This is a genomic window from Microbacterium sp. NPDC079176, assembly GCF_040686675.1.
Classification (GTDB): Bacteria; Actinomycetota; Actinomycetes; order Actinomycetales; family Microbacteriaceae; genus Microbacterium.
Genome location: NZ_JBFBLM010000003.1, coordinates 372,944 through 392,995 on the forward strand (window position 1 = coordinate 372,944; position 20,052 = coordinate 392,995).

Sequence of the window (20,052 nt, forward strand, 5' to 3'; positions counted from 1 at the left end):
GCCGGACTACTTGCCGACCTTGAGCATGTATCCGAAGCCGCGCTTCGTCTGGATCACCGACTCCTCGGTGTGCGGGTCGATCTTGCGGCGGAGGTACGAGATGTAGCTCTCGACGATGCCGGCATCGCCGTTGAAGTCGTACTCCCACACGTGGTCGAGGATCTGGGCCTTCGACAGCACGCGATTCGGGTTCAGCATCAGATAGCGCAGCAGCTTGAACTCGGTCGGGCTCAGCTCGATCGACTCCTTGCCCACCTGCACGTCGTGGGTGTCCTGATCCATCGACAGCTCGCCGGCCCGGATGATCGACTCCTCGTCGGCCTGCATCGTGCGGCGCAGGATGGCCTGAGCGCGGGCGACGATCTCGTCGAGGCTGAACGGCTTGGTGACGTAGTCGTCGCCGCCGGCGTTGAGCCCCTCGATCTTGTCGTCCGTGCCGTCCTTCGCCGTGAGGAACAGGATCGGCGCAGTGAACCCGGCGCCGCGAAGACGCTTGGTCACGCTGAAGCCGTTCATGTCCGGAAGCATCACGTCGAGGATGATGAGGTCCGGCTCCTCCTCGAGCACCGCCGAGATCGTGGCGGCGCCGTTGGCGACGGTCTTCACCTGGAACCCGGCGAAGCTGAGACCCGTCGAGAGCAGGTCGCGGATGTTGGGTTCGTCGTCGACGACCAGGATGCGCGCATCAGTCATGTCCCCATTATGGTGACTTCGGCCATGCGGATGCTGACTATCCTTCGGAGCGGCGCTTTCGCCCTCCGCGTAGCGGCGCTGTTCCCGAGGGAGTGAAGACGGTCAGGCCGCGATCGCGTCGGCATCCATGATCGTGTAGCTGTACCCCTGCTCGGCGAGGAACCGCTGGCGATTCTGGGCGTAGTCCTGGTCGATCGTGTCGCGTGCGACGAGCGTGTAGAAGCTCGCCGTGCGGCCCGACTGCTTGGGGCGCAGGAGCCTGCCGAGGCGCTGAGCCTCCTCCTGGCGGGAACCGAACGAACCCGACACCTGAATGGCGACGGACGCCTCGGGGAGGTCGATCGAGAAGTTCGCGACCTTCGACACCACGAGCAGCGAGATCTCGCCCTCGCGGAACGCGCGGTAGAGCTCCTCACGCTCGTCGATGGGCGTCGCGCCGGTGATCTGCGGCGCGTTCAACGACTGCGACAGGGAGTCCAGCTGGTCGAGGTACTGACCGATCACGAGGATCCGCTCGTCCTTGTGCTTCGCGATGAGCTCGCGCACGGCGTCGATCTTCGCCGGGGCGGAGGCGGCGAGGCGGTAGCGCTCGTCGTCGGTCGCGGCGGCGTATTCGAGCCGGTCGTCCGGCGGGAGGTCGACCCGAACTTCGTAGCAGACGGCGGGGGAGATGAAACCCTGCGCCTCGATCTGCTTCCACGGGGCGTCGAACCGCTTGGGCCCGATCAGGCTGAACACGTCTCCCTCGCGTCCGTCCTCGCGGACCAGCGTGGCGGTGAGGCCGATCCGGCGACGCGCCTGGAGGTCGGCGGTCAGCTTGAACACCGGTGCGGGGAGCAGGTGAACCTCGTCGTAGACGATGAGGCCCCAGTCGAGAGCATCCAGCAGGGCGAGGTGGGCGTACTCGCCCTTCCTCTTGGCCGTGAGGATCTGGTAGGTCGCGATCGTCACCGGCTTGACCTCTTTGGCCTGCCCCGAGTACTCGCCGATCTCCTCGGGCGTGAGGCTCGTGCGCTTGAGCAGTTCGTCGCGCCACTGCCGAGCCGAGACCGTGTTGGTGACGAGGATGAGGGTCGTGGTCTTCGTCGCGGCCATCGCGCCGGCGCCGACGATCGTCTTGCCGGCGCCGCAGGGGAGGACGACGACGCCCGAGCCGTCCTTCGAGAAGGCGTCGACGGCATCCTGCTGGTAGGGGCGAATCGCCCATCCGTCCTCTGCCAGTTCGATCTCGTGCGGGGTGCCGGGGGTATAACCGGCGAGGTCTTCTGCAGGCCAGCCGATCTTCAGGAGCTCCTGCTTGATCTGACCGCGCGCCCAGGCATCGACGACGAACGTGTCGGGCGCCGGGTGGCCGATCAGCAGCGGCTGGATGCGCTTGTTGTTCGCCACCTGTGCGAGCACGGCGGGGTCGGTCGAACGCAGGATCAGGGTGCCCTCGTCGTCGCGTTCGATGACGAGGCGCCCATAGCGGTTCACGGTCTCGCGCAGGTCGACGGCCACCGACGGGGGCACGGGGAACCGGGACCAGCGGTCCAGCGTGTCGAGCATGTCCTCGGCGGTGTGCCCGGCGGCGCGGGCGTTCCACAGGCCGAGCCGCGTGATCCGGTAGGTGTGGATGTGCTCCGGCGCGCGTTCGAGCTCCGCGAAGATCGCCAGCTCGTGGCGGGCGCTCTCGGCATCGGCGTGGGCGACTTCGAGCAGCACGGTGCGATCGCTCTGGACGATCAGGGGGCCATCAGACATAGCTGTCCAGTTTACTGTGCGATCACGGTGGCGGCGCGGATGCTCGACACCGGAAGCGTGCGCTCGACGTCTGCCGCCCGGTCGCGCCCGCGCAGCCGGCCTCCGCCCAGCCCGGTCGCCTCGAGGATCAGCTCCCTGGTCGATCCGTCCGGCATGCCCACGCTGACCCGCAGCACGGCCTTCGCGCGCACGGCGGCCTCGAGCTCGCGGTCGAGCCAGGCCGCGTCGGCGTCGGCACCCTGGTGCGAGCGCAGCGCGGCGATGAGGCCCGAGTAGTCCGGCGCCGGGTCGGGCGTCGCCTCGGAGACCGGGTTCCGTTCGCCGGCCACCGCGTGTCCGTCTTCGTCGACGAGCGTCGCCGGGTAGCGGGCATCCGTGAGCGCCCAGTACACGGTGTCGCGCCCGACGCGGGTCTCGAGCGAGGCGACGTGCTTCGTGAGGGCGAGCGGCCGCAGCCCCTGGTCGACGGACATGGCCTCGATCAGATGCTGGTCGCTGCTCTCGATGCGCGTTCGCCCGGTCTCGGCGTCTGTCGACACCCGCACCAGGCCGTGCCGTTGGGCGGTCTGGGTGACGAGATACCGGAGCGGCTGGGGGATGCCGGTGAGCGAGAGCGACTCGAGGAACTCGAGGATCGACTGCTCGGTCTCGCCGGCGACGAGTGCGTGGGCGATCGATTCGGGAGCGAACCGATAGGTGGAGGCCTGAGCGGCGGACTCGCGCGCGGCGATCGTGCGCAGCCGCACGTCCAGACCGGGGGCCAGCGGGCCGGGGGAGATCGCGCTCAGATCGTTCTGGAGGAAGATGCGATCGACCTCGCTCGGGAGGAGTGCCGTGAGGGGAGTGGCGTCGACGCTCGCGCCGCGCCGGATCGCCGCCGCCCATGCGGGCTCACGGCCCTCGTCGGCGATGAGCCCGAGCAGACGGGCGCGCTCCAGCAGAGCCGTGCTCTGCTCTGCCCAGGCAGGGTCCCAGGGGTGAGCGTCGGCCCAGTCGCTCGGGGGGATCCACCCGCCCTCCGTGGTGCGCAGACCGCGGGGGAGAGCGTCGCGGAAGCCTTCGACCAGGGTGCTCCACCGATCGGCCACGGACGATCGCAGCCATTCCTCGGTCTGTGGCGTCGTGCGCAGTCTGCGGGCGTCCGGTGCGACGAGGCGCGAGTCGACGGCGATGGCGATCAGCGCGTCGATCGATTCGGCCACGACGCCCGACTCGCCGAGCTGTCGCTTCTCGCCGGCGCTGACGTTGCCGCCGGCCAGCAGGGTGAAGGGCTTCTCGCGGGCGAGTAGGAGCAGATCGGCCAGGGCCGAGACGGTGGTGAAGGCGCGCTCGGCAGCGTGGGCCGTCTCGGTGCCGGTCGTGGGCTCCGGCACGGTGTCGCTGGGCGCGCTCGGCTCCGCACGATCTGCGACGGCGGTGACCACCGGCGGGAAGGGCGCCCCGTCCGGGCGCAGCAGCGCGAGGCTTTCGAGGGTCTCGCGCTGCGCGGAGTGTTCCGACGCGGGACTCGCTGCGAACGCGAGAAGGGCTGCGGCCTCGTCGCGCGTCAGGGTGGGGAGGACCCGAGCGAGCGACGCGGGATCGAGAAGCGCTTCGGCGGCGTCGAAGAAGTCCTGCCAGTTGACGTCCGGGCGCACGCGCCGTGCCGTGAAGAGGGTGCTGAGCTGCTCGTCGCTCGCCGCGGACAGCCATTCGGCCAGCGGTCGGGCGTGCGTGCTCATGCCGGATACCTCAGGGCCGCGATGCCGCGCGCCCCTTGCGGATGAAGCTCATGGCGAGGAGCACGATGATCATGACGAAGGCGGCGGGGAGCCCCCAGTAGGGGATCGCGGCGATGAACGGCCATGCGCCTGAACCGAAGTCCTCCTGCTGCATGCCGACCGCTGTGCCGATGATGATCGCGAAGAAGCAGATGATGGACGCCGCAGCGAGTCCGAGTGCCGTGAACGCCAGAATGCGATCGATGCGGCGAACGGGAACCTCAGGTTCGGGACTCTTGGTGCTCATCCGTCTCAGCCTAGTCGTTGCGGGGTGGCACGGTTCCGCATCGTGACCTACGGATTCCGTGCCCGGCGACCGGTAGGCTGGGGGTGGCCGCACACGTGCGTCCCATCCAGCTCCACACCGACTCAGCGAGGTTTCTTCCATGCCCACCGGCAAGGTCAGGTTCTACGACGAAGACAAGGGTTTCGGCTTCATCGCCGCCGATGACGGCCAGGACGTCTTCCTGCACGCCTCCGCTCTGCCGGCCGGCGCCGCTGTGAAGGCGGGTGCACGCGTGGAGTTCGGTGTCGCCGACGGCAAGCGCGGCCTGCAGGCGCTGTCCGTCCGGGTGCTCGAAGCGCCGCCGAGCCTCGCGAAGGCGAAGCGCAAGCCCGCGGACGACATGGCGATCATCGTCGAGGATCTCGTGAAGCTCCTCGACGGAATGGGCGGCGACCTGCGTCGCGGCCGCTACCCCTCGTCTGCACAAGGCCGCAAGATCGCGGCAGTTCTGCGCAAGGTAGCCGATGACCTCGAAGCCTGAGGCGGACCAGCGTCTGATCGACGCTCACGATCTCGCGCTCGCCGCCCTGCACGAGATCACTCCGGCGTCGACCGTCGGACCCGCAGCCGACTATCTCCCCGAGGAGGACGGCTCGGTCTCGCTGCGCTTCGAGAACCGACTCCCCGGATACCCCGGCTGGTTCTGGACCGTCACGGTCGCTCGCGTCGATGACGAGGAGCCGACGGTGCTCGAACTCGAGCTGCTGCCGGGCGACGGCGCCCTGCTCGCACCCGAATGGGTGCCGTGGGCCGAACGCCTCGCCGAGTACCGCGCCCACCAGGTGGAGCTCGCGGAGCAGGCGGCCGCGGCCGCCGCGGACGACGAGGATGCCGCATCGGTCGAGGACGACGACTCCGATGACGATCTCGACGGCGATGACCTCGACGACGATGACGACGATGAACTCGACGACGACGACGATGACGACATCGATGAGGACGAACTGGCCGCGGAGCCGCGAGAGCTGCACGCCGGTGACCTCGACGGAGTCGACATCGACGAGCTCGACGACTCCGCCGCCGCGGACGACGACGACGAGGACGAGTCGGATGACGACGAGGACGACGTCTCCGACGAGGATGACGACTCCGACGACGAGGATGACGACTCCGACGACTCCGACGACTCCGAGGACTCCGACGACGAGGAATGATCGTCCACGGGACGAATGAGAAAAGGGGCCGCGTTCGCACGCGGCCCCTTTCGTCTTCGTCGGTGGGTGTCAGGCGCCCTGCTGCCCGAGGACGTAGTCGAGAGAGCGGGTGAGCTGTCGGATGTCGTCCGGTTCGATCGAGACGAAGGTCGCGACGCGCAGCTGGTTGCGACCGAGCTTGCGGTACGGCTCGGTGTCGACGATGCCGTTGGAGCGCAGGGTCTTGGCGACCGCCGCCGCATCGACGCTGTCGTCGAAGTCGATGGTCACGACGACCGGTGACCGGTGCGCCGCGTCCGTGACGAACGGGGTCGCCACCTCGGATGCCGCCGCCCAGTCGTAGAGGATGCCGGACGACTCCGCCGTGCGGGCGCCGGCCCAGGCGAGGCCGCCGTTCGACAGGATCCAGCTGAGCTGGCTGTCGAGCAGGTGCAGCGTCGTCAGCGCGGGAGTGTTCAGCGTCTGGTTAAGTCGCGAGTTGTCGACGGCGTTCTTCAAGCTGAGGAACTCCGGGATGTACCGACCCGAAGCGGCGATGCGCTCGATGCGGTCGACGGCGGCGGGCGACACCGCGGCGAACCACAGGCCCCCGTCGGAGCCGAGGTTCTTCTGCGGCGCGAAGTAGTAGACGTCCGCCTGAGAGGCGTCGAAGTCGATGCCACCGGCCGCGCTGGTCGCGTCGATGACGGTCAGAGCGCCGTCGGCGACCACGCGCTCGATCGGTGCCGAGACGCCGGTCGACGTCTCGTTGTGCGGCCAGGCGTAGACGTCGATGCCGTCGACGACCTCTGCAGCGGTGCGCGAGCCCGGCTCGGACTTGCGCACATCCGGCGCCTCGAGCCACGGTGCGGCAGCGGCGGCGGCGAACTTGCCGCCGAACTCCCCGAACACCAGATTCTGGCTGCGGCGCTCGATCAGGCCGAAGGCGGCGGCGTCCCAGAACGCCGTCGAGCCGCCGTTGCCGACGATGATCTCGTATCCCTCGGGAAGGCGGAAGAGTGCTGCGAGCTGCTCGCGGACGCTGCCCACCAGGTTCTTGACGGGTGCCTGTCGGTGCGAGGTGCCGAGCAACGTCGGACCTGCGGCGAGCAGCGCATCGAGCTGCTCGGTGCGCACCTTCGAGGGACCGCAGCCGAAGCGGCCGTCAGCGGGCAGGAGGTCACGGGGAATCTCGATCGCCATGCGTTGATTCTACGGCGTGGGCCCCCGGGGCCTTCACCGCATGACGCCCTGATGTCCGCGCGGGAATGTAGGCTTGCCTAAGAAGACCCGGAGGGCCACATGACGGACTTGATCGACACCACGGAGATGTACCTCCGCACCATCCTCGAACTCGAGGAGGAGAACATCGTGCCGCTGCGTGCGCGTATCTCCGAGCGGCTCGGCCACTCGGGTCCGACGGTCTCGCAGACGGTCGGGCGCATGGAGCGTGACGGCCTCGTCGTCGTCTCCGAAGACCGCACCCTCGAACTCACCGACGCCGGTCGTCGCAAGGCGGTCAACGTCATGCGCAAGCACCGCCTCGCCGAGCGCCTCCTCTCCGACGTGATCGGCCTCGACTGGGCGTTCGTCCACGAAGAGGCGTGCCGCTGGGAGCACGTGATGAGCGAGCAGGTCGAGCGTCGTCTCGTCGAGCTGCTCGGCCACCCCACGGAGTCCCCGTACGGCAACCCGATCCCGGGCCTCGACCAGCTCGGCGACGCGCCTGCGCGCACGTTCGACGAGGGCGTCATCGGGCTCGTGCAGAAGCTGAACGCCGCCGGCGCTCCGATCGATGGCACCGTCCGCCGTCTCGCCGAGCCCGCTCAGGTCGACCCGGAGCTGCTCGAGCAGCTGCGAGACGCAGGCGTGGTTCCCGGTGCGAAGGGCGACTATCGCTTCAACGAGGGCTACGTGCTTATCCAGATGGAGGGCAAGGAAGACGGTCTGGAGCTCCCCGTCGAACTCGCCTCGCACATCTTCCTGGTCGGCGAGCCCGCCTGAACTTCGAGGCCGAAGGGCCCGACATCCGCGTGATTCCGCCTCTCCGAGGATTGCCAGGTTCGCAGGGTGACAGGATCGTTATCTTCCGGTAACCTCGGACGAGTCGTCGAAGAAGCCCGCTGACGACACCCGAGAGGATTCGCCTTCCAGGCTCGTCGACCTCCCGGTCAGACCGCACAACGTACCCGAGCTACATACGTGCCACGAGAGCAGAGTGCCGACGAGCCAGCGCTTCCCGAGCGTGCAGGCGCAGGAGGACTAAGTTTTGGCCAAAGACATCGAATCGCCCGAGAAGACAACTGAAGATCGAGCAGTCGCCCGCAGCTCTCGCAGCCGCGTCGACGCTCGCAAGGTCGTTAAGCCCTTGCGTTCGATCGCCATCTTCGGGGCCGTCGGTGCTCTCGTCGCTGCTGTCGCTCTTCCCGCCTACGCCGCATCGAAGCCGGCAGAGACCGCGGCGACCGTCCAGCAGCTCGCTGCTGTCGACGCCCAGTCTCTGGTCGTCGCGTCCGACGCGACCGCCGCTCCGCTGAGTCGCGGTACCTTCAGCGCCACGACTCCGGACGAGATCGAAAAGAAGAAGGCCGAAGAGGCCGCGAAGGCCCGCGCGGCCGCCGCTGCAGCCTCCGTCGCCTCTGCGTCGAACACCAGCTTCGACATCGGTCGCTACGCGCTGGTGTCGCCCGGTTCCGGCGAGGTCCGGTACCCGCTTCCTCAGGGTTCCTACAACGTCAGCCGCACCGTCGGCGGCGCTCACCAGGGCGCCGACATGCTCGCCCCGGCCGGCACCCCGATCTACGCTGCGGCTGCGGGCGTCGTCCGTGCCTCTGCCGAGAGCATCGGCGGATACGGCGTCGCCGTCATGCTCGACAGCGTCGTGGGCGGTCAGCGCGTGCAGACGACCTATGGTCACATGATCTACGGTTCGCGTCAGGTCCAGGCGGGGCAGACCGTCGCCGCCGGACAGCTCATCGGCTTCGTCGGCAGCACCGGACGCTCGACAGCCAACCACCTGCACTTCGAGGTCTGGGTCAACGGCGGCCTCATGGAGCCGATCGCCTGGCTCGGCGCCAACGCGGGCTGATCGCTCGCACCTTCATCTTTCCCTCGCGGACACGCCTTCGTGCGTTCACCCGCAGTTTGACCCTCCTGTGCTGCTGATGGGTTAGCCTGAACCCGTTGTCGCATAGTCGGGAGAAGCTGATGGAGCGAATACCGAACATCCGAACCATGGATGCCCTCGGTCGTCACGTCCTTCTGCATCGTCCGCAGGGACGCCACGGTCTTGCCGTGCGCATGAGGCGCTGTCTGTAGACAGCGCCTTTTTTTCATCCCCGCGAACGCTTCCGTCCTGTGCGGCTTCGTGTGAGTCGAGAGTGCCGGGAAGCCGTCCCGGCGGATCGAGAGGATGACGATGCGCACACTTGTACTGAACGCAGGATACGAACCGCTCGCGATCGTGTCGTTCAAGAGAGCCCTGGTCCTGGTCATGAACGACAAGGCGACGGTCATCGAACGTGTCGAGGACGACCCCGTCTGGGGCAGTCACGGCGTCTACGACCGTCCTGCCGTCATCGTCCTCTCGCGGTATGTGCGCATTCCGATCAGCAGACGCGTCCCGGTCACACGGCGGGGCGTCCTCCGCCGTGACAACCACCGCTGCGGGTACTGCGGCAAGGCCGCCTCGACCATCGACCACGTGATGCCGCGTTCGCGCGGAGGGGCTGATTCGTGGGAGAACCTCGTCGCGTGCTGCCTGCGCTGCAACAACACCAAGAGCGACCGCACGCCGCAGGAGATGCGCTGGGAACTGAGGTTCGCACCTCGTCCTCCGCACGGGACGGCGTGGACGGTCCGCGGCACGGAGCGGAGCGACCCGCGATGGGAGCCGTACCTGGCACTCGCCGCGTGAACGGAAGGCGGGGGCGGGGCTTCCTCTAGAATGGAATCCTCGCCCCCGTAGCTCAGCAGGATAGAGCAGCCCTCTCCTAAAGGGCAGGTCGCTGGTTCGAATCCAGTCGAGGGCACATCTCAGTCACGGCCGTTGCGCCACAGCTTCGACGGCCACCAGATCACTCGACCCAGGTCGTAGGCGAGTGCCGGCACGAGCAGCGAGCGCACCACGAAGGTGTCGAGCAGCACTCCGAACGCGACGATGAACGCGAGCTGCGCGAGGAACAGGATGGGGATCACCGACAGGGCGGCGAAGGTCGCTGCGAGTACGAGACCCGCAGACGTGATCACGCCGCCGGTGATCGAGAGTCCGCGAAGCACGCCTTCGCGTGTGCCGTGCTCGAGCGACTCCTCGCGCACCCTCGTCATCAGGAAGATGTTGTAGTCGATGCCGAGTGCCACGAGGAACACGAATCCGTAGAGGGGAACCGCAGGATCGGCACCGGGGAAGTCGAACACTCCGTTGAAGACCAGCGCCGAGACGCCCATCGCCGTGCCGAACGACAGCACCGTGGTGATGATGAGCAGCACCGGCGCGAGGATCGACCGCAGCAGCAGCATCAGGATCAGCATGATCACGACCAGGACGACCGGGATGATCAGGTTGCGGTCATGGATCGAGGCGTCGTTCGTGTCGATCGCGGTCGCCGTCACTCCGCCGACCAGAGCATCGAGCTCGTCCAGCTGGGTGCGCAGGTCCCGCACCGTCGCGGCAGCCGCGTCAGAGTCGGCCGCGTCGGTCAGAGTGCCCTGAAGAAGAACGTCTCCGTCGACGACGGTGGGCTCGGGCACCGGGGTCCCGGGAGGGCCGACGGCGACCAGGCCGTCTTCCGTGACCGGCGCCGAACCGCTCGGCGAGTCAGCGGCCGTGACAGAGACCCCGTCGATTCCATCGTCGGCCAGCAGCACGTCGGCGGCATCCTGCAGCTCGTCCTCCGCGACGACCACGTACACGGGACTGCCGGAGCCGCCGGGGAAGTGCTCGCCCAGAGCCACCTGACCGTCGCGCGCCTCGGACGCGCCGAGCACGAGATCGGACTGGGGCACGCCGACGGCGTTCAGCTGCAGGACGCCCGAAGCGCCGGCGAGCAGCACCAGGGTCGTCACGATCCAGATGACGCGAGGGCGGCGGGTGATGAGGTTCGCGAGCCGTGCCCACAGGCCCGTCTTGCGCATGCCGTGCTCGTCGGCGACGACCTCGGGCTCGAACTTCGGGCGACGGGGCCAGAACACCGCGCGGCCGAACAACAGCAGGAGAGCCGGCAGCAGTGTGAGCGCGGCGAGCATCGCGAACACGATGCCGATGGCGGCCACCGGACCGAGGGTGCTGTTCGACTTGAGGTCGCTGAGCAGCAGACAGAGCAGTCCGGCGATGACAGTCCCGCCGGAGGCCACGATCGGCTCGAAGGAGCCCTTCCAGGCCGCCAGCACGGCGGCCCCCTTGTCTCGGGTGACGCGCAGCTCTTCGCGGAACCGCGCCACGAAGAGCAGCGCGTAGTCGGTGGCCGCTCCGATGACCAGGATGAAGAGGATGCCCTGGGTCTGGCCGCTGAGCAGCAGCACCTCGAACTTCGCCAGCCACCAGACCACGAGGAGCGCGACGCAGAGTGCGAAGAGGCTCGTCGAGAGCACGACGATCGGCAGCAGGAACGAGCGGTAGACCAGCACGAGGATGACGAGCACCGCGAGCAGGGCCACGCCCAGGAGGAGGCCGTCGATGCCGGCGAACCCGGCGACGAGGTCGGCGCTGAATCCTGCGGGACCCGTGATGTAGACGGTGACGCCGTCAGGCGCGGCATCCCGCAGCTGAGTGCCGAGTGCATCGATCGCGTCGGCGAGTTCCGCGTCGCCCTCGATCGGGATGAACGCCTGGACGGCCTTGCCGTCGTCCGACGTCAGAGCGGGAGAGACGTCTTCGCTCACGCCCTCGACGGAGGGCGCGTCGGCCACCGCATCCGAGATGGTCTGGAGGTCTGACTCCGACAGCTCGTCATCGGCGACGAACACCGCGATCGCCGGAATGGCATCGCTGTCGTTGAACTCGCCGAGGAGCTTCTGCACCTGCGTCGCATCGGCCGACTCAGGCAGGTAGCTCGTCTGATCGTTCGATGAGACCTCGTCGACCTTGCCGAACAGCGGGCCGCCGAGCCCTGCGCCCACCAGCCAGATGAGGATGAGGGCGACGGGGATGAAGACGCGCGCCCAGGAGTGCCGACGCGTGCGCTCTCGGGTCGGCGGGGTGGGCGCGTGCTCAGGGGTGGACATCAGATTCCTCTCGGAAGGTGCAGGGGATCGGGGTGCGTCAGGAGACCCAGGCGAGGATGAGGATCATCGTCGCGAGGAACCCGGCGAAGTAGTTGAGGAAGATGAAGCGTCGCCACGCGCGGTTGGTCCCCGCCGATGTGTCGTCGGTGACGTTCCACCAGGGTGCGGCGTTGACGATGTACGGCAGCGCGAGTGCGGCGCCCAAGGGTGCCGGCCAGGACGTGAACAGCATGGCGATGCCGGCGAGTGCCCACAGCGCGATCGACAGCCGTACGGTCGCCCGTGCTCCGATCACGGTCGCGATCGAGCCGATGCCCCCTTCGCGGTCGGGTGCGATGTCCTGCACCGCTCCGAAGGCGTGCGCGGCCATGCCCCACAGGAAGAACGCGAGCAGCACGATGACCGCTGTCGAGGTGACGGCGCCCTCGGCAAGGGTCAGCCCCACGATCGCCGGAGTGACGAAGTGCAGGCTCGAGGTCGTCGAATCCAGGAACGGCCGCTCTTTGAACCGGAGCCCGGGTGCGGAGTAGGCGATCACCGCGAACACGCTGATCGCGAGCCAGAGCCAGGATGCGGGATTCCCGACCGCCACGAGGTAGACCAGGAACGGGACGTTCGTCACGACCGCCGCCCACAGGGTCGCGCGGTGTATGCGGGGGGCGAGAAGCGCGCCCTCAATCCCGCCCTTGCGCGGGTTGGCGAGGTCGGACGCGTAATCGAACACGTCGTTGATGCCGTACATGGCCAGGTTGTACGGCACGAGGAAGTAGAGGGTGCCGATGATCAGCGTCAGGTCGATCTCGCGCGTGCTGAGGAGGTAGGCGGCCGCGAAGGGGAATGCCGTGTTGATCCAGCTGATGGGGCGGGAGGAGAGGACGATCTGCCGGGCGTCGCGACCGGTGGATCCGCGGGTCGAGGAGCTCACGAGGGATCCTCCTCGGCGCCTCGGAGGCCGGCGCGAGCGCGTCGACGTGCGCGCAGCGCTGCCCACAGGGTCGGCAGCAGCACGGCCCCTGCGAGCGGATAGGCGAAGTCCTCGAGCGGTGCGAGACCGATGTGCACCCCGAGGAGGTGATCGGGGGAGTAGTGGAACAGTCCGGTGGCGATCATGACGGTGTCGAAGACGGCGGTGAGGAGGAAGAGCACGACGACGGTCGCGGCGATCGCGCCGAGATGGGCTCTGTTCCGACCAGCGACCACGGAGAGAACGGCGGCCGCCACGACGGCGACGCCGACGAACCATGCGGAGAGCTCGATGTAGGTCACGAGGCGACCTCCGCCGGGCGTCGGCGCAGTCGGGTGAGGATCCGCACAGCCCCGGTGTAGACGACCATGGTGCAGACGACGAGGAAGAGCAGGAAGACAGGCTCTTCGATGGGGAGCTCGGGGGCGAGGACGATCCCCGTCGCGACGGCGGCCTCGCCCCGGAAGAAGATCCCTCCGACGATGCCGGCGACGTCCCACGCGAGGAAGAAGGCGAGTCCGATCGCCGTGACGATCGCCGCGGTCACCGCGTCGCTCCAGAAGAAGAGTCGGAACCGCCGGTCGAGCAGCAGCATGCAGCCGAGCGTGATGAGCAGGAGCGCGAGATACAGGAAGCCCATCAGGATTCCCCGCGGGTCGACCCTGCCGGGGCCGTGACATCGAGAGGGCCGCTGGAATGGTCGCCGCGGATGCGCTTGAGAACGATCTCCGCGCTGATGAGGCACATCGGCACCCCCACGCCCGGCGCGGTCGTGGCACCCGCGTAGTACAGGCCCGACACCTGGCGCGACTCGTTCTGAGCACGGAACATCGCGCTCTGGGACAGGATGTGCGCCGGCCCCAGCATCCCGCCGCGCCACGAGTTGTAGTCCTCGAGGAAGTCCGCGGGGCCCTTGGTCTCGCGCACCACGATGCGCTCACGCAGGTCGTGGATGCCGGCCCAGCTCGCGATCTGGTCGATCGCCGCATCCGCGGCCTGCTCGATCGCGGCGGAGCCTGCACCGTCGGAGCCGCCCGCTCCCAACGCCGTGTCGGCGGGGATCGGCACGAGCACGAACAGGTTCTCGTGGCCCTCGGGGGCCACTGTGCGGTCGGTCGCGCTCGGGCGGCAGACATAGATCGAGGCGGGCGAGGGGATCTCGGGGTCGTCGCCGAAGATCGCGTCGAAGTTCGCATCCCAGTCCTCCGTGAAGAACAGGGAATGATGCGGCAGCTCGGGGACGGAACCACGGATGCCGAGCATCACCAGCACGGCGCCGGGACCGCTCGTGCGCTGCTGCCACCAGGAATCGGGGTAGGTGCGCAGGTGCGGCGGCAGCAGCGCCGTCTCGGTGTGGTGGAGATCGGCGCCGGACACCACGATGTCCGCCTCGGCCCGGTGCGCGATTCCGTCGGCGTCGCGCCACTCGATGCCCGTGACGGTCGGAGCGCCCGACCGGACGCCGGTGCTGATCGCCGTGACATCGGCATCCAGCACGATCTCGGCTCCGGCCGCCTCCGCGAGCTCCGCGATGCGCTCGACGACGCGCCAGAATCCGCCCTGGGGGTAGCTGACGCCCTCATCGAGGTCGAGAGCGCTCATGAGGTGGTACATCGCCGGTGCGGTGCGGGGGTCCGTGCCGAGGAACACGGCGGGGTACCCGAGCAGCTGCCGGATGACCGGGTCACGGAAACGCCGCGCGGCGAATGACTGCAGGCGTGTGCCCAGCAGACTGAAGAGACGGGGGAGTGCGCGCAGCACCTCCGGTGTCATCAGCGTGCGCAGCCTCGTGAACGGGTTGTAGAGGAAATAGCGCTCGGCCATCACACGGGCGTCGTGCGCCGAGTCGAGGTAGGCATCCAGGGCCTGTGCGGCGCCGGGCTCGCGTGACTCGAAGAGGCGCGAGACCGCGTCACGACCGGTGGGAACCGTGACGGACGGCGCCGTGCGCCCGTCCGCGAGCGGCGCCCGGAATACGCGATACCCGGGATCGAGGAGGGTCAGATCGAGCTGCTCCTGGGTCGAGGTGCCCATCATCTCGAAGAAGTGATCGAACACCTCGGGCATGAGGTACCACGAGGGCCCGGAGTCGAAGCGGAAGCCGTCGCGCTCGATGGTGCCTGCACGACCACCGACACGGCCGTTCTTCTCATAGACGGTCACATCGTGGCCGTCACGGGCGAGCAGCCCGGCGACGGCGAGACCGGCGACGCCTGCGCCGATGACCGCTACCCGGCTCATCGGCTCCGCTCCATCGCGGTCACGAGCACCGAGCGCGCGGCCAGCATCGCCTTCACCGGATCGGGTACGCGCACCCGCTGCTCGTAGAGACTCGAGGCCGGAGTCTTCGCGACCCGGCGCGTGAGAGCGGCGAACAGCGCGAGTGCGCTGCGGACCGCGGCGCGAGAGTCCTTGGGCAGCAGCGGGATCGAGCGCGCCGCATCATCGAGCTGCGCCGTGATCGTGCGCACCCACTCGTCCCGATCGCCGTCGGTGAGGCGGCCGCCGTCGCCGAGGTAACCGCGCTGCAGTCGATCCGTGTCATCCGCGAGGTCGCGCAGGAAGTTCACGTTCTGAAATGCCGCACCGAGCTGCCGTGCTCCGTGCGTCAGGGTCTCGAGCTCTCTGTCGGTGCGCCGCTCGTCCCGCAGGAAGACGCGCAGGCACATCAAGCCGACCACCTCGGCAGAGCCGTAGACGTAGCGCTCATGAGCCGCCGCGTCGTAGGACGTGAAGTGCGACTCCGCAGCGATGTCGGCGGCCATCGAGTCGAAGAACGGCTGCGTGAGATCTTCGCCGATCCCGCACTCCCTCGCCGTTCGCGCGAAGGCGTGCAGGACGAGGTCCGTGCTGTACCCCACGCGCATCGCCCGGTGCGTCTCCGAGACGTACGACGCGAGCGCTCCGCTCTGCGCCGACTCGTCGAGCCCCGCCTGGGCGGCGACTCCGTCGACGATCTCGTCTGCGATGCGCACCATCGCGTAGATGTTGCGCACGTGCTGACGGTGTCTCTCGCCGAGCAGGCGCGTCGCGAGTCCGAAGGATGTCGAATATGTGCGGATGACCTCGGTGGATGCGGTGTCGGCGGCGCGGTTGAACCGCCCCAGACTCGCACCCGATGCGTCGTGAGGGTTCGGGGTCATGCGTGACGCCCTTCGAGGCGGGAGGTGGAGACGAGGATCGACCGTGCGGCATCCGAGCTGATCTCGCCGGCGAGCTCCGCCTCGGACAGCAGGGCGTAGACCGCGTCGAGCTGATCGCCGATGAGGCCGATCACGAATCGCTCCGCTCCGCACTCGCGGAGCAGATCGCGCATCGAGGTGGCGTCCTGCAGGCTGAGGTCCGCCGAACCGAACCGCGGTTCGATGTCGTGCCAGGCGCTCGTCGACCGCGCGAAGGCGATGATGGCCGTCTCCTTGCCCTCTCTCAGGTCGGAGAAGGGGTCCTTGCCGTGTGTCCGGTGGTCGCCGAAGACGCAGAGCAGGTCGTCCTGAAGCTGGTAGGCGAGACCCAGATGGCGGCCGACGGCCTGCAGCGTCTTCTCGGCCGAGGTGGAGGAGTCGGCGAGGAGCGCCGCGGCGCGCAGCGGGAGCGAGAACGAATAGGTGGCCGTCTTGTAGACGCTCATCGACAGGACGGTGTCGACGTCGGAGGCGATGATCCCGTGGCTCAATGCGACGTCGGTGTGCTCGCCGGCCACCGTCTCGAGGATCGTCTGCTCGACCAGGTCGAGGAGGCGTCCTCGTGTGTGCGCCGGCACATCCGCCCGGGCGAAGCCCATGATCGCGGCCGAGAGCATCAGATCGCCCATCAGGATCGCGCTGGACCTGGCCCAGTGCAGCGCGTCCTGCTCGGAGGCGCCCGGTGTGCCGGCGGCGAGCTGCCCGATCAGGTTGGGTCGCTTGCGGCGGGTCAGGTCTCCGTCGATGACGTCGTCGTGAAGGAGGAAGGCATAGTGAAGGAGCTCGATATGGGTCGCTATGTCGACGGCCCCGATCATCGCGTCCTCGCCTGCGGTCGGGACGAGCGCGCGGTGGATGTCGAGCAGCAGCCGCGGGCGCACGAGCTTGCCGCCGAGAGCGTGGTCGGCGGTCGCGCGCCAGAGGGCGGCGAACTCGGCTCCGTACACCTCGGCGTTCTCGCAGTGAATGGCGAAGCGCTGTCGGAGCACCTCTTCGACACGGGTGCTCATGTCCTCTCGCGGCGCGGTCTGCGTCACGGTCGCGGTCATGATCACACCACCCCGAGGTCGCGCAGCCGGGGCAGCTGCTCCACGAGCCAGGGACTGTACGCGAAGGGGGCGCCGATGACGGCGTCGGCGAACTCGGCCGGATCGACCCAGGCCCACTCGGCGACCTCGTCGGGATCGGGGGAGAGGGGGCCGTCTGCGATGGCGACGTGCACGGGGCAGATCTCGTTCTCGACGATCCCGCTCGCGTCGACCGCGCGATAGCGGTAGTCAGGCAGCACCAGGGAGATGTCGGTGAGACGGAGTCCGAGCTCGTCCTGCGCGCGTCGATGCACTGCCTGTGTCATGTCCTCGCCCGGGCGGGGGTGACCGCAGAAGCTGTTGGTCCAGACGCCGGGCCAGGTGCGCTTCGTCAGCGCTCGCCGCGTGACGAGAAGACGCCCCTGCCGGTCGAAGACATGGCAGGAGAAGGCGAGGTGAAGAGGAGTATCGGTGGTGTGTACCGCGTCTTTCGCGAACACGCCTATCGCGACTCCGTCTGCAGAGAGGAGGGTGACCTCATCCAACGGGGAACCTCCTCGATTTTCGCTAGCTTAGCTAATAATCAACATAACACGAAACAATCGTGTGTAGCATGATGGCATGCACGAAGGACCGGACGCCACCCCCCGCGGAAGCGGTGCGTCCGATGTGCTGTCTCGCAAGGACCCGATCTCTCCGGATGGCCTCGCGCACGCGGCGATCTACGACGTCGAGTCGGCGGATCCGCGGAGCACTCTGATCGATCGATCAGGTGTCGACCCCGAGGACCTGCGCCAGATCGCGCTCGTCATGGGCGCCCTCGGTGAGCTCCGCGACGCGGAGCAGAAGCTGTCACTCGCCTCACGGCGCTACATGCGCCTGAACGACACGGACATGCGCGCACTGCATTACCTGATCGTGTGCGCGAACCGCGGGGCCACGGCCACTCCCGGGGGGATCGCGACGCACCTCGGCATATCGACGGCGTCGACGACGAAGCTGCTCGACCGCCTCGAGAAGGGCGGACATATCCGGCGGGCGCCGCATCCGACGGACCGGCGCGCTCTCGCGATCACCATCACGCCGGAGACGCGGCAGGCGGCCATGGAGACGGTGGGTCGTCAGCAGGCCAAGCGCTTCTACTCGGCGGCGCGACTCACTCCGGACGAGCGTGACGTCGTCATCCGGTTCCTGTCCGACATGGCCCAGGAGATCACGCTCCGGGATGAGCCGTGGGCTCAACCAGGAGTCGCGACCTCAGACTGAGTCAGTGCGCGGCGTTGTACGCCTCGACGACCGGGGCGGGAATGCGGCCCCGCTCTGAGAGCGTGTAGCCGTTGTCGTTCGCCCAGGCGCGGATCGCCGCGACCTCGGGATTGCGACCCGCGCGCTTCCGGGGTGCTGCTGACCGCGACGAGGCCGCCGAGCCGGCCCGTCGTCCAGCCGAGATATACGGTTCCAATGCCGCGCGCAGTTCTTCTGCGTGCGCGGAATTCAGATCGATCTCGTAAGAAGTGCCATTCAGCGAGAAATGGACCGTTTCGCCTTCGCCCACTTCCAGGATGCTTCCGTCGATGTCGTCAACCAGCTGGTGCACAATTCTTCTTGCCATGGGAATACAGTACTGCCGAATATCCGAGCCCGCAGTCCTATTCGTGACCAGGGTCGATCAATTTCAGGCCGACGATGCAGCCGACGAGGCCGAGGAGCAGCAGAATCCGCGGCCAGGAGATGTCGCTGTCGCCGGTGATCATCGCCCACACCACTGTCAGAGTCGCGCCGATGCCGACCCACACCGCATAGGCGGTGCCGGTGGCGATATCACGCATGGCGAATGCGAGCCCGAGCATCGAGAGGATCAGACCGCCCGCGAATATGATGCTCGGCCACAGCTTGGTGAATCCCTCGGATTTGCCGAGCGCAGTCGCCCATACAGCTTCGAGGACTCCGGAGACGATAAGCACGATCCACGACATGACGGTCCTTTCGGACCAGTCTTTTCGCTCACCGGGTACTGGTCTGCCTCGTCCGGGGCCGGGGTTCACCGACCAGTATCCACGATAGCCGTGAGCGCTGAGCAGGGCCTGTGCAGCGCTGTGCAGCGCTGTGCAGCGCTGTGCCGCGGAGTGCCGCGCGTGACTCAGGGGAGCAGCCCGGCCCGCCGCGCCTTGGCCACGGCGGCGTGGCGGGTCGAGGCGTCGAGCTTGGACATCGCCGTGCCGAGATACGCCTTGACGGTGCCCTCGCGAAGGCCGAGCTGCCCGCCGATCTCCGCATTCGTCGCGCCGAGGGCGGCGCAGGCGAGCACATCGGTCTCGCGGCGGGAGAGATGAACCGTCGGGATCGGCCCGGTGCCGGTGGAGACCGCGTCGTCCGCGAGCATCACGAGGCGCTGCTCCACCTGTGCGATGCGCGCCCGAAGATCCGCATCATCGACGGATGCCGCGATGCTGCGAAGCTCGGCGAAGCTCTCCCGCAGCTCTTCGCGATGGCGCGGGGGGACGGATGCGGACGACGGCGTGACCGAGCGAAGGCGACGTTCCACCTCGTCGCGAACTCGGAGCTCCTCTGCGACGGACTGTGCGACCTGCATCGCCGGCGCCGTGGTCACGCCGCCGACGGGTGTCCGGTCCCAGGCCCCCGCGTACAGGACTCCTCGGGGACGGCCGCTCACGACGATCGGCAGGGCCAGCAGAGTCCTGAGGCCCTCGCCGAGCACGAACACGTCGTAGTCGTGCGTGATCTGCTGCGATGACCCGTAGTCGCTCGTCATGCGAGGGCGCAGCTCCATCATCGCCCGTCCGCCGAGACCGCGTTCGGGTCTGACGCGCAACCCGTCGAGGCTGTGCGTGCGGTTTCCGACGATGCTGGTGACGCTGACCACGCCCTCATCGATCAGGCCGCCGAAGGCGACCGGGAACCGGGTGCGCTGCGCGAGCTCGCGCACTGCTCTGGCGACGAGCTCGGTCTCTGATTCCATCTCGGTCGATGTGCTCACGACTACCTACTTTCGGGGGTGACGGCGCTGTGTCCCCGTTTCG

22 protein-coding genes, 1 tRNA gene and 1 riboswitch are annotated in these 20,052 nt (G+C 68.1%); of the genes, 7 read left to right on the top strand and 16 right to left on the bottom strand.

All coding sequences use genetic code 11. From position 1 onward, the window contains the following. Positions 1 to 6: 6 nt before the first annotated feature. The 4 genes from AB0P11_RS09205 to AB0P11_RS09220 form a co-directional block, all read right to left on the bottom strand. Positions 7 to 693: a response regulator transcription factor gene (locus AB0P11_RS09205; RefSeq protein ID WP_053097249.1), complete on the bottom strand. Its 687-nt coding sequence runs from the start codon at positions 691 to 693 to the stop codon at positions 7 to 9. Positions 694 to 795: 102 nt separating this feature from the next. Then, a complete protein-coding gene (locus AB0P11_RS09210) occupies positions 796 to 2,436 on the bottom strand; it encodes a DNA repair helicase XPB (RefSeq protein WP_056279908.1) in 1,641 nt (546 codons plus the stop codon). Between the two features lie 11 nt (positions 2,437 to 2,447). Continuing rightward, positions 2,448 to 4,157, bottom strand: a complete 1,710-nt coding sequence (locus tag AB0P11_RS09215; protein ID WP_363521409.1) for a helicase-associated domain-containing protein — start codon at positions 4,155 to 4,157, stop codon at positions 2,448 to 2,450. 10 nt (positions 4,158 to 4,167) lie between these two features. Continuing rightward, on the bottom strand, positions 4,168 to 4,443 hold the full coding sequence (locus AB0P11_RS09220) for a hypothetical protein (RefSeq protein ID WP_053097244.1): 276 nt from the start codon (positions 4,441 to 4,443) through the stop codon (positions 4,168 to 4,170). Between the two features lie 139 nt (positions 4,444 to 4,582). Between AB0P11_RS09220 and AB0P11_RS09225 the strand changes: the two genes are divergently transcribed. Beyond that, the gene (locus AB0P11_RS09225) at positions 4,583 to 4,963 is read left to right on the top strand and encodes a cold shock domain-containing protein (protein WP_053097241.1); all 381 of its coding nucleotides are present in this window, start codon (positions 4,583 to 4,585) and stop codon (positions 4,961 to 4,963) included. Beyond that, positions 4,947 to 5,636, top strand: a complete 690-nt coding sequence (locus AB0P11_RS09230) for a DUF3027 domain-containing protein (protein ID WP_363521413.1) — start codon at positions 4,947 to 4,949, stop codon at positions 5,634 to 5,636. Before AB0P11_RS09225 ends, AB0P11_RS09230 begins: the two co-directional genes overlap by 17 nt. Positions 5,637 to 5,705: 69 nt before the next feature. Here AB0P11_RS09230 and serC read toward each other — a convergent pair whose 3' ends face one another. After that, the gene (gene serC / locus AB0P11_RS09235) at positions 5,706 to 6,818 is read right to left on the bottom strand and encodes a phosphoserine transaminase (protein ID WP_056279913.1); all 1,113 of its coding nucleotides are present in this window, start codon (positions 6,816 to 6,818) and stop codon (positions 5,706 to 5,708) included. A 99-nt stretch (positions 6,819 to 6,917) separates the two neighbouring features. Here serC and AB0P11_RS09240 point away from each other — a divergent pair, with 99 nt between their 5' ends. From AB0P11_RS09240 to AB0P11_RS09255, 4 genes are all read left to right on the top strand, one after another. Further along, on the top strand, positions 6,918 to 7,619 hold the full coding sequence (locus AB0P11_RS09240; protein ID WP_053097237.1) for a metal-dependent transcriptional regulator: 702 nt from the start codon (positions 6,918 to 6,920) through the stop codon (positions 7,617 to 7,619). A gap of 364 nt (positions 7,620 to 7,983) precedes the next feature. Continuing rightward, the gene (locus AB0P11_RS09245; RefSeq protein WP_053099199.1) at positions 7,984 to 8,703 is read left to right on the top strand and encodes a M23 family metallopeptidase; all 720 of its coding nucleotides are present in this window, start codon (positions 7,984 to 7,986) and stop codon (positions 8,701 to 8,703) included. Between the two features lie 330 nt (positions 8,704 to 9,033). Then, the gene (locus AB0P11_RS09250; RefSeq protein WP_053099198.1) at positions 9,034 to 9,531 is read left to right on the top strand and encodes an HNH endonuclease; all 498 of its coding nucleotides are present in this window, start codon (positions 9,034 to 9,036) and stop codon (positions 9,529 to 9,531) included. Between the two features lie 41 nt (positions 9,532 to 9,572). Beyond that, a tRNA-Arg gene (locus AB0P11_RS09255) sits at positions 9,573 to 9,646 on the top strand. A 4-nt stretch (positions 9,647 to 9,650) separates the two neighbouring features. Here AB0P11_RS09255 and AB0P11_RS09260 read toward each other — a convergent pair. Genes AB0P11_RS09260 through idi form a run of 8 tightly spaced genes read right to left on the bottom strand, consistent with a single transcriptional unit; the run spans position 9,651 to position 17,556 of the window. Next, positions 9,651 to 11,837: an MMPL family transporter gene (locus AB0P11_RS09260; RefSeq protein ID WP_053097235.1), complete on the bottom strand. Its 2,187-nt coding sequence runs from the start codon at positions 11,835 to 11,837 to the stop codon at positions 9,651 to 9,653. Positions 11,838 to 11,874: 37 nt separating this feature from the next. Further along, positions 11,875 to 12,762, bottom strand: a complete 888-nt coding sequence (locus AB0P11_RS09265) for a prenyltransferase (RefSeq protein ID WP_056279918.1) — start codon at positions 12,760 to 12,762, stop codon at positions 11,875 to 11,877. Further along, positions 12,759 to 13,103 carry a lycopene cyclase domain-containing protein gene (locus AB0P11_RS09270; protein WP_053097231.1) on the bottom strand — a complete coding sequence of 115 codons (345 nt, stop codon included), beginning with the start codon at positions 13,101 to 13,103 and terminating at the stop codon, positions 12,759 to 12,761. Before AB0P11_RS09270 ends, AB0P11_RS09265 begins: the two co-directional genes overlap by 4 nt. Next, entirely contained in the window at positions 13,100 to 13,441 is a 342-nt protein-coding gene (locus tag AB0P11_RS09275; RefSeq protein WP_072591598.1) for a lycopene cyclase domain-containing protein, read from the bottom strand. The genes AB0P11_RS09270 and AB0P11_RS09275 overlap by 4 nt, the downstream gene beginning before the upstream one ends. Beyond that, positions 13,441 to 15,042: a phytoene desaturase family protein gene (gene crtI, locus AB0P11_RS09280; protein WP_363521420.1), complete on the bottom strand. Its 1,602-nt coding sequence runs from the start codon at positions 15,040 to 15,042 to the stop codon at positions 13,441 to 13,443. Before crtI ends, AB0P11_RS09275 begins: the two co-directional genes overlap by 1 nt. After that, positions 15,039 to 15,944 (bottom strand): squalene/phytoene synthase family protein, encoded by a 906-nt coding sequence (locus tag AB0P11_RS09285; protein ID WP_363521423.1) that lies wholly within the window; start codon positions 15,942 to 15,944, stop codon positions 15,039 to 15,041. The genes crtI and AB0P11_RS09285 overlap by 4 nt, the downstream gene beginning before the upstream one ends. Next, the gene (locus AB0P11_RS09290) at positions 15,941 to 17,032 is read right to left on the bottom strand and encodes a polyprenyl synthetase family protein (protein WP_363521426.1); all 1,092 of its coding nucleotides are present in this window, start codon (positions 17,030 to 17,032) and stop codon (positions 15,941 to 15,943) included. Before AB0P11_RS09290 ends, AB0P11_RS09285 begins: the two co-directional genes overlap by 4 nt. A gap of 2 nt (positions 17,033 to 17,034) precedes the next feature. Then, the gene (idi, locus tag AB0P11_RS09295) at positions 17,035 to 17,556 is read right to left on the bottom strand and encodes an isopentenyl-diphosphate Delta-isomerase (protein ID WP_056279923.1); all 522 of its coding nucleotides are present in this window, start codon (positions 17,554 to 17,556) and stop codon (positions 17,035 to 17,037) included. A gap of 76 nt (positions 17,557 to 17,632) precedes the next feature. Between idi and AB0P11_RS09300 the strand changes: the two genes are divergently transcribed. Next, the gene (locus tag AB0P11_RS09300; RefSeq protein WP_363521429.1) at positions 17,633 to 18,277 is read left to right on the top strand and encodes a MarR family transcriptional regulator; all 645 of its coding nucleotides are present in this window, start codon (positions 17,633 to 17,635) and stop codon (positions 18,275 to 18,277) included. A gap of 1 nt (position 18,278) precedes the next feature. Here AB0P11_RS09300 and AB0P11_RS09305 read toward each other — a convergent pair whose 3' ends face one another. The 3 genes from AB0P11_RS09305 to AB0P11_RS09315 form a co-directional block, all read right to left on the bottom strand. After that, positions 18,279 to 18,623: an Lsr2 family protein gene (locus AB0P11_RS09305; RefSeq protein ID WP_053097221.1), complete on the bottom strand. Its 345-nt coding sequence runs from the start codon at positions 18,621 to 18,623 to the stop codon at positions 18,279 to 18,281. Positions 18,624 to 18,660: 37 nt separating this feature from the next. Beyond that, complete coding sequence (locus tag AB0P11_RS09310; protein ID WP_053097219.1) at positions 18,661 to 18,987, bottom strand: multidrug efflux SMR transporter; 327 nt, start codon at positions 18,985 to 18,987, stop codon at positions 18,661 to 18,663. Positions 18,988 to 18,997: 10 nt separating this feature from the next. Continuing rightward, positions 18,998 to 19,065, bottom strand: a riboswitch (guanidine-III (ykkC-III) riboswitch). 86 nt (positions 19,066 to 19,151) lie between these two features. Next, entirely contained in the window at positions 19,152 to 20,009 is an 858-nt protein-coding gene (locus AB0P11_RS09315; protein WP_053097217.1) for a LuxR C-terminal-related transcriptional regulator, read from the bottom strand. Between the last annotated feature and the right edge of the window lie 43 nt (positions 20,010 to 20,052).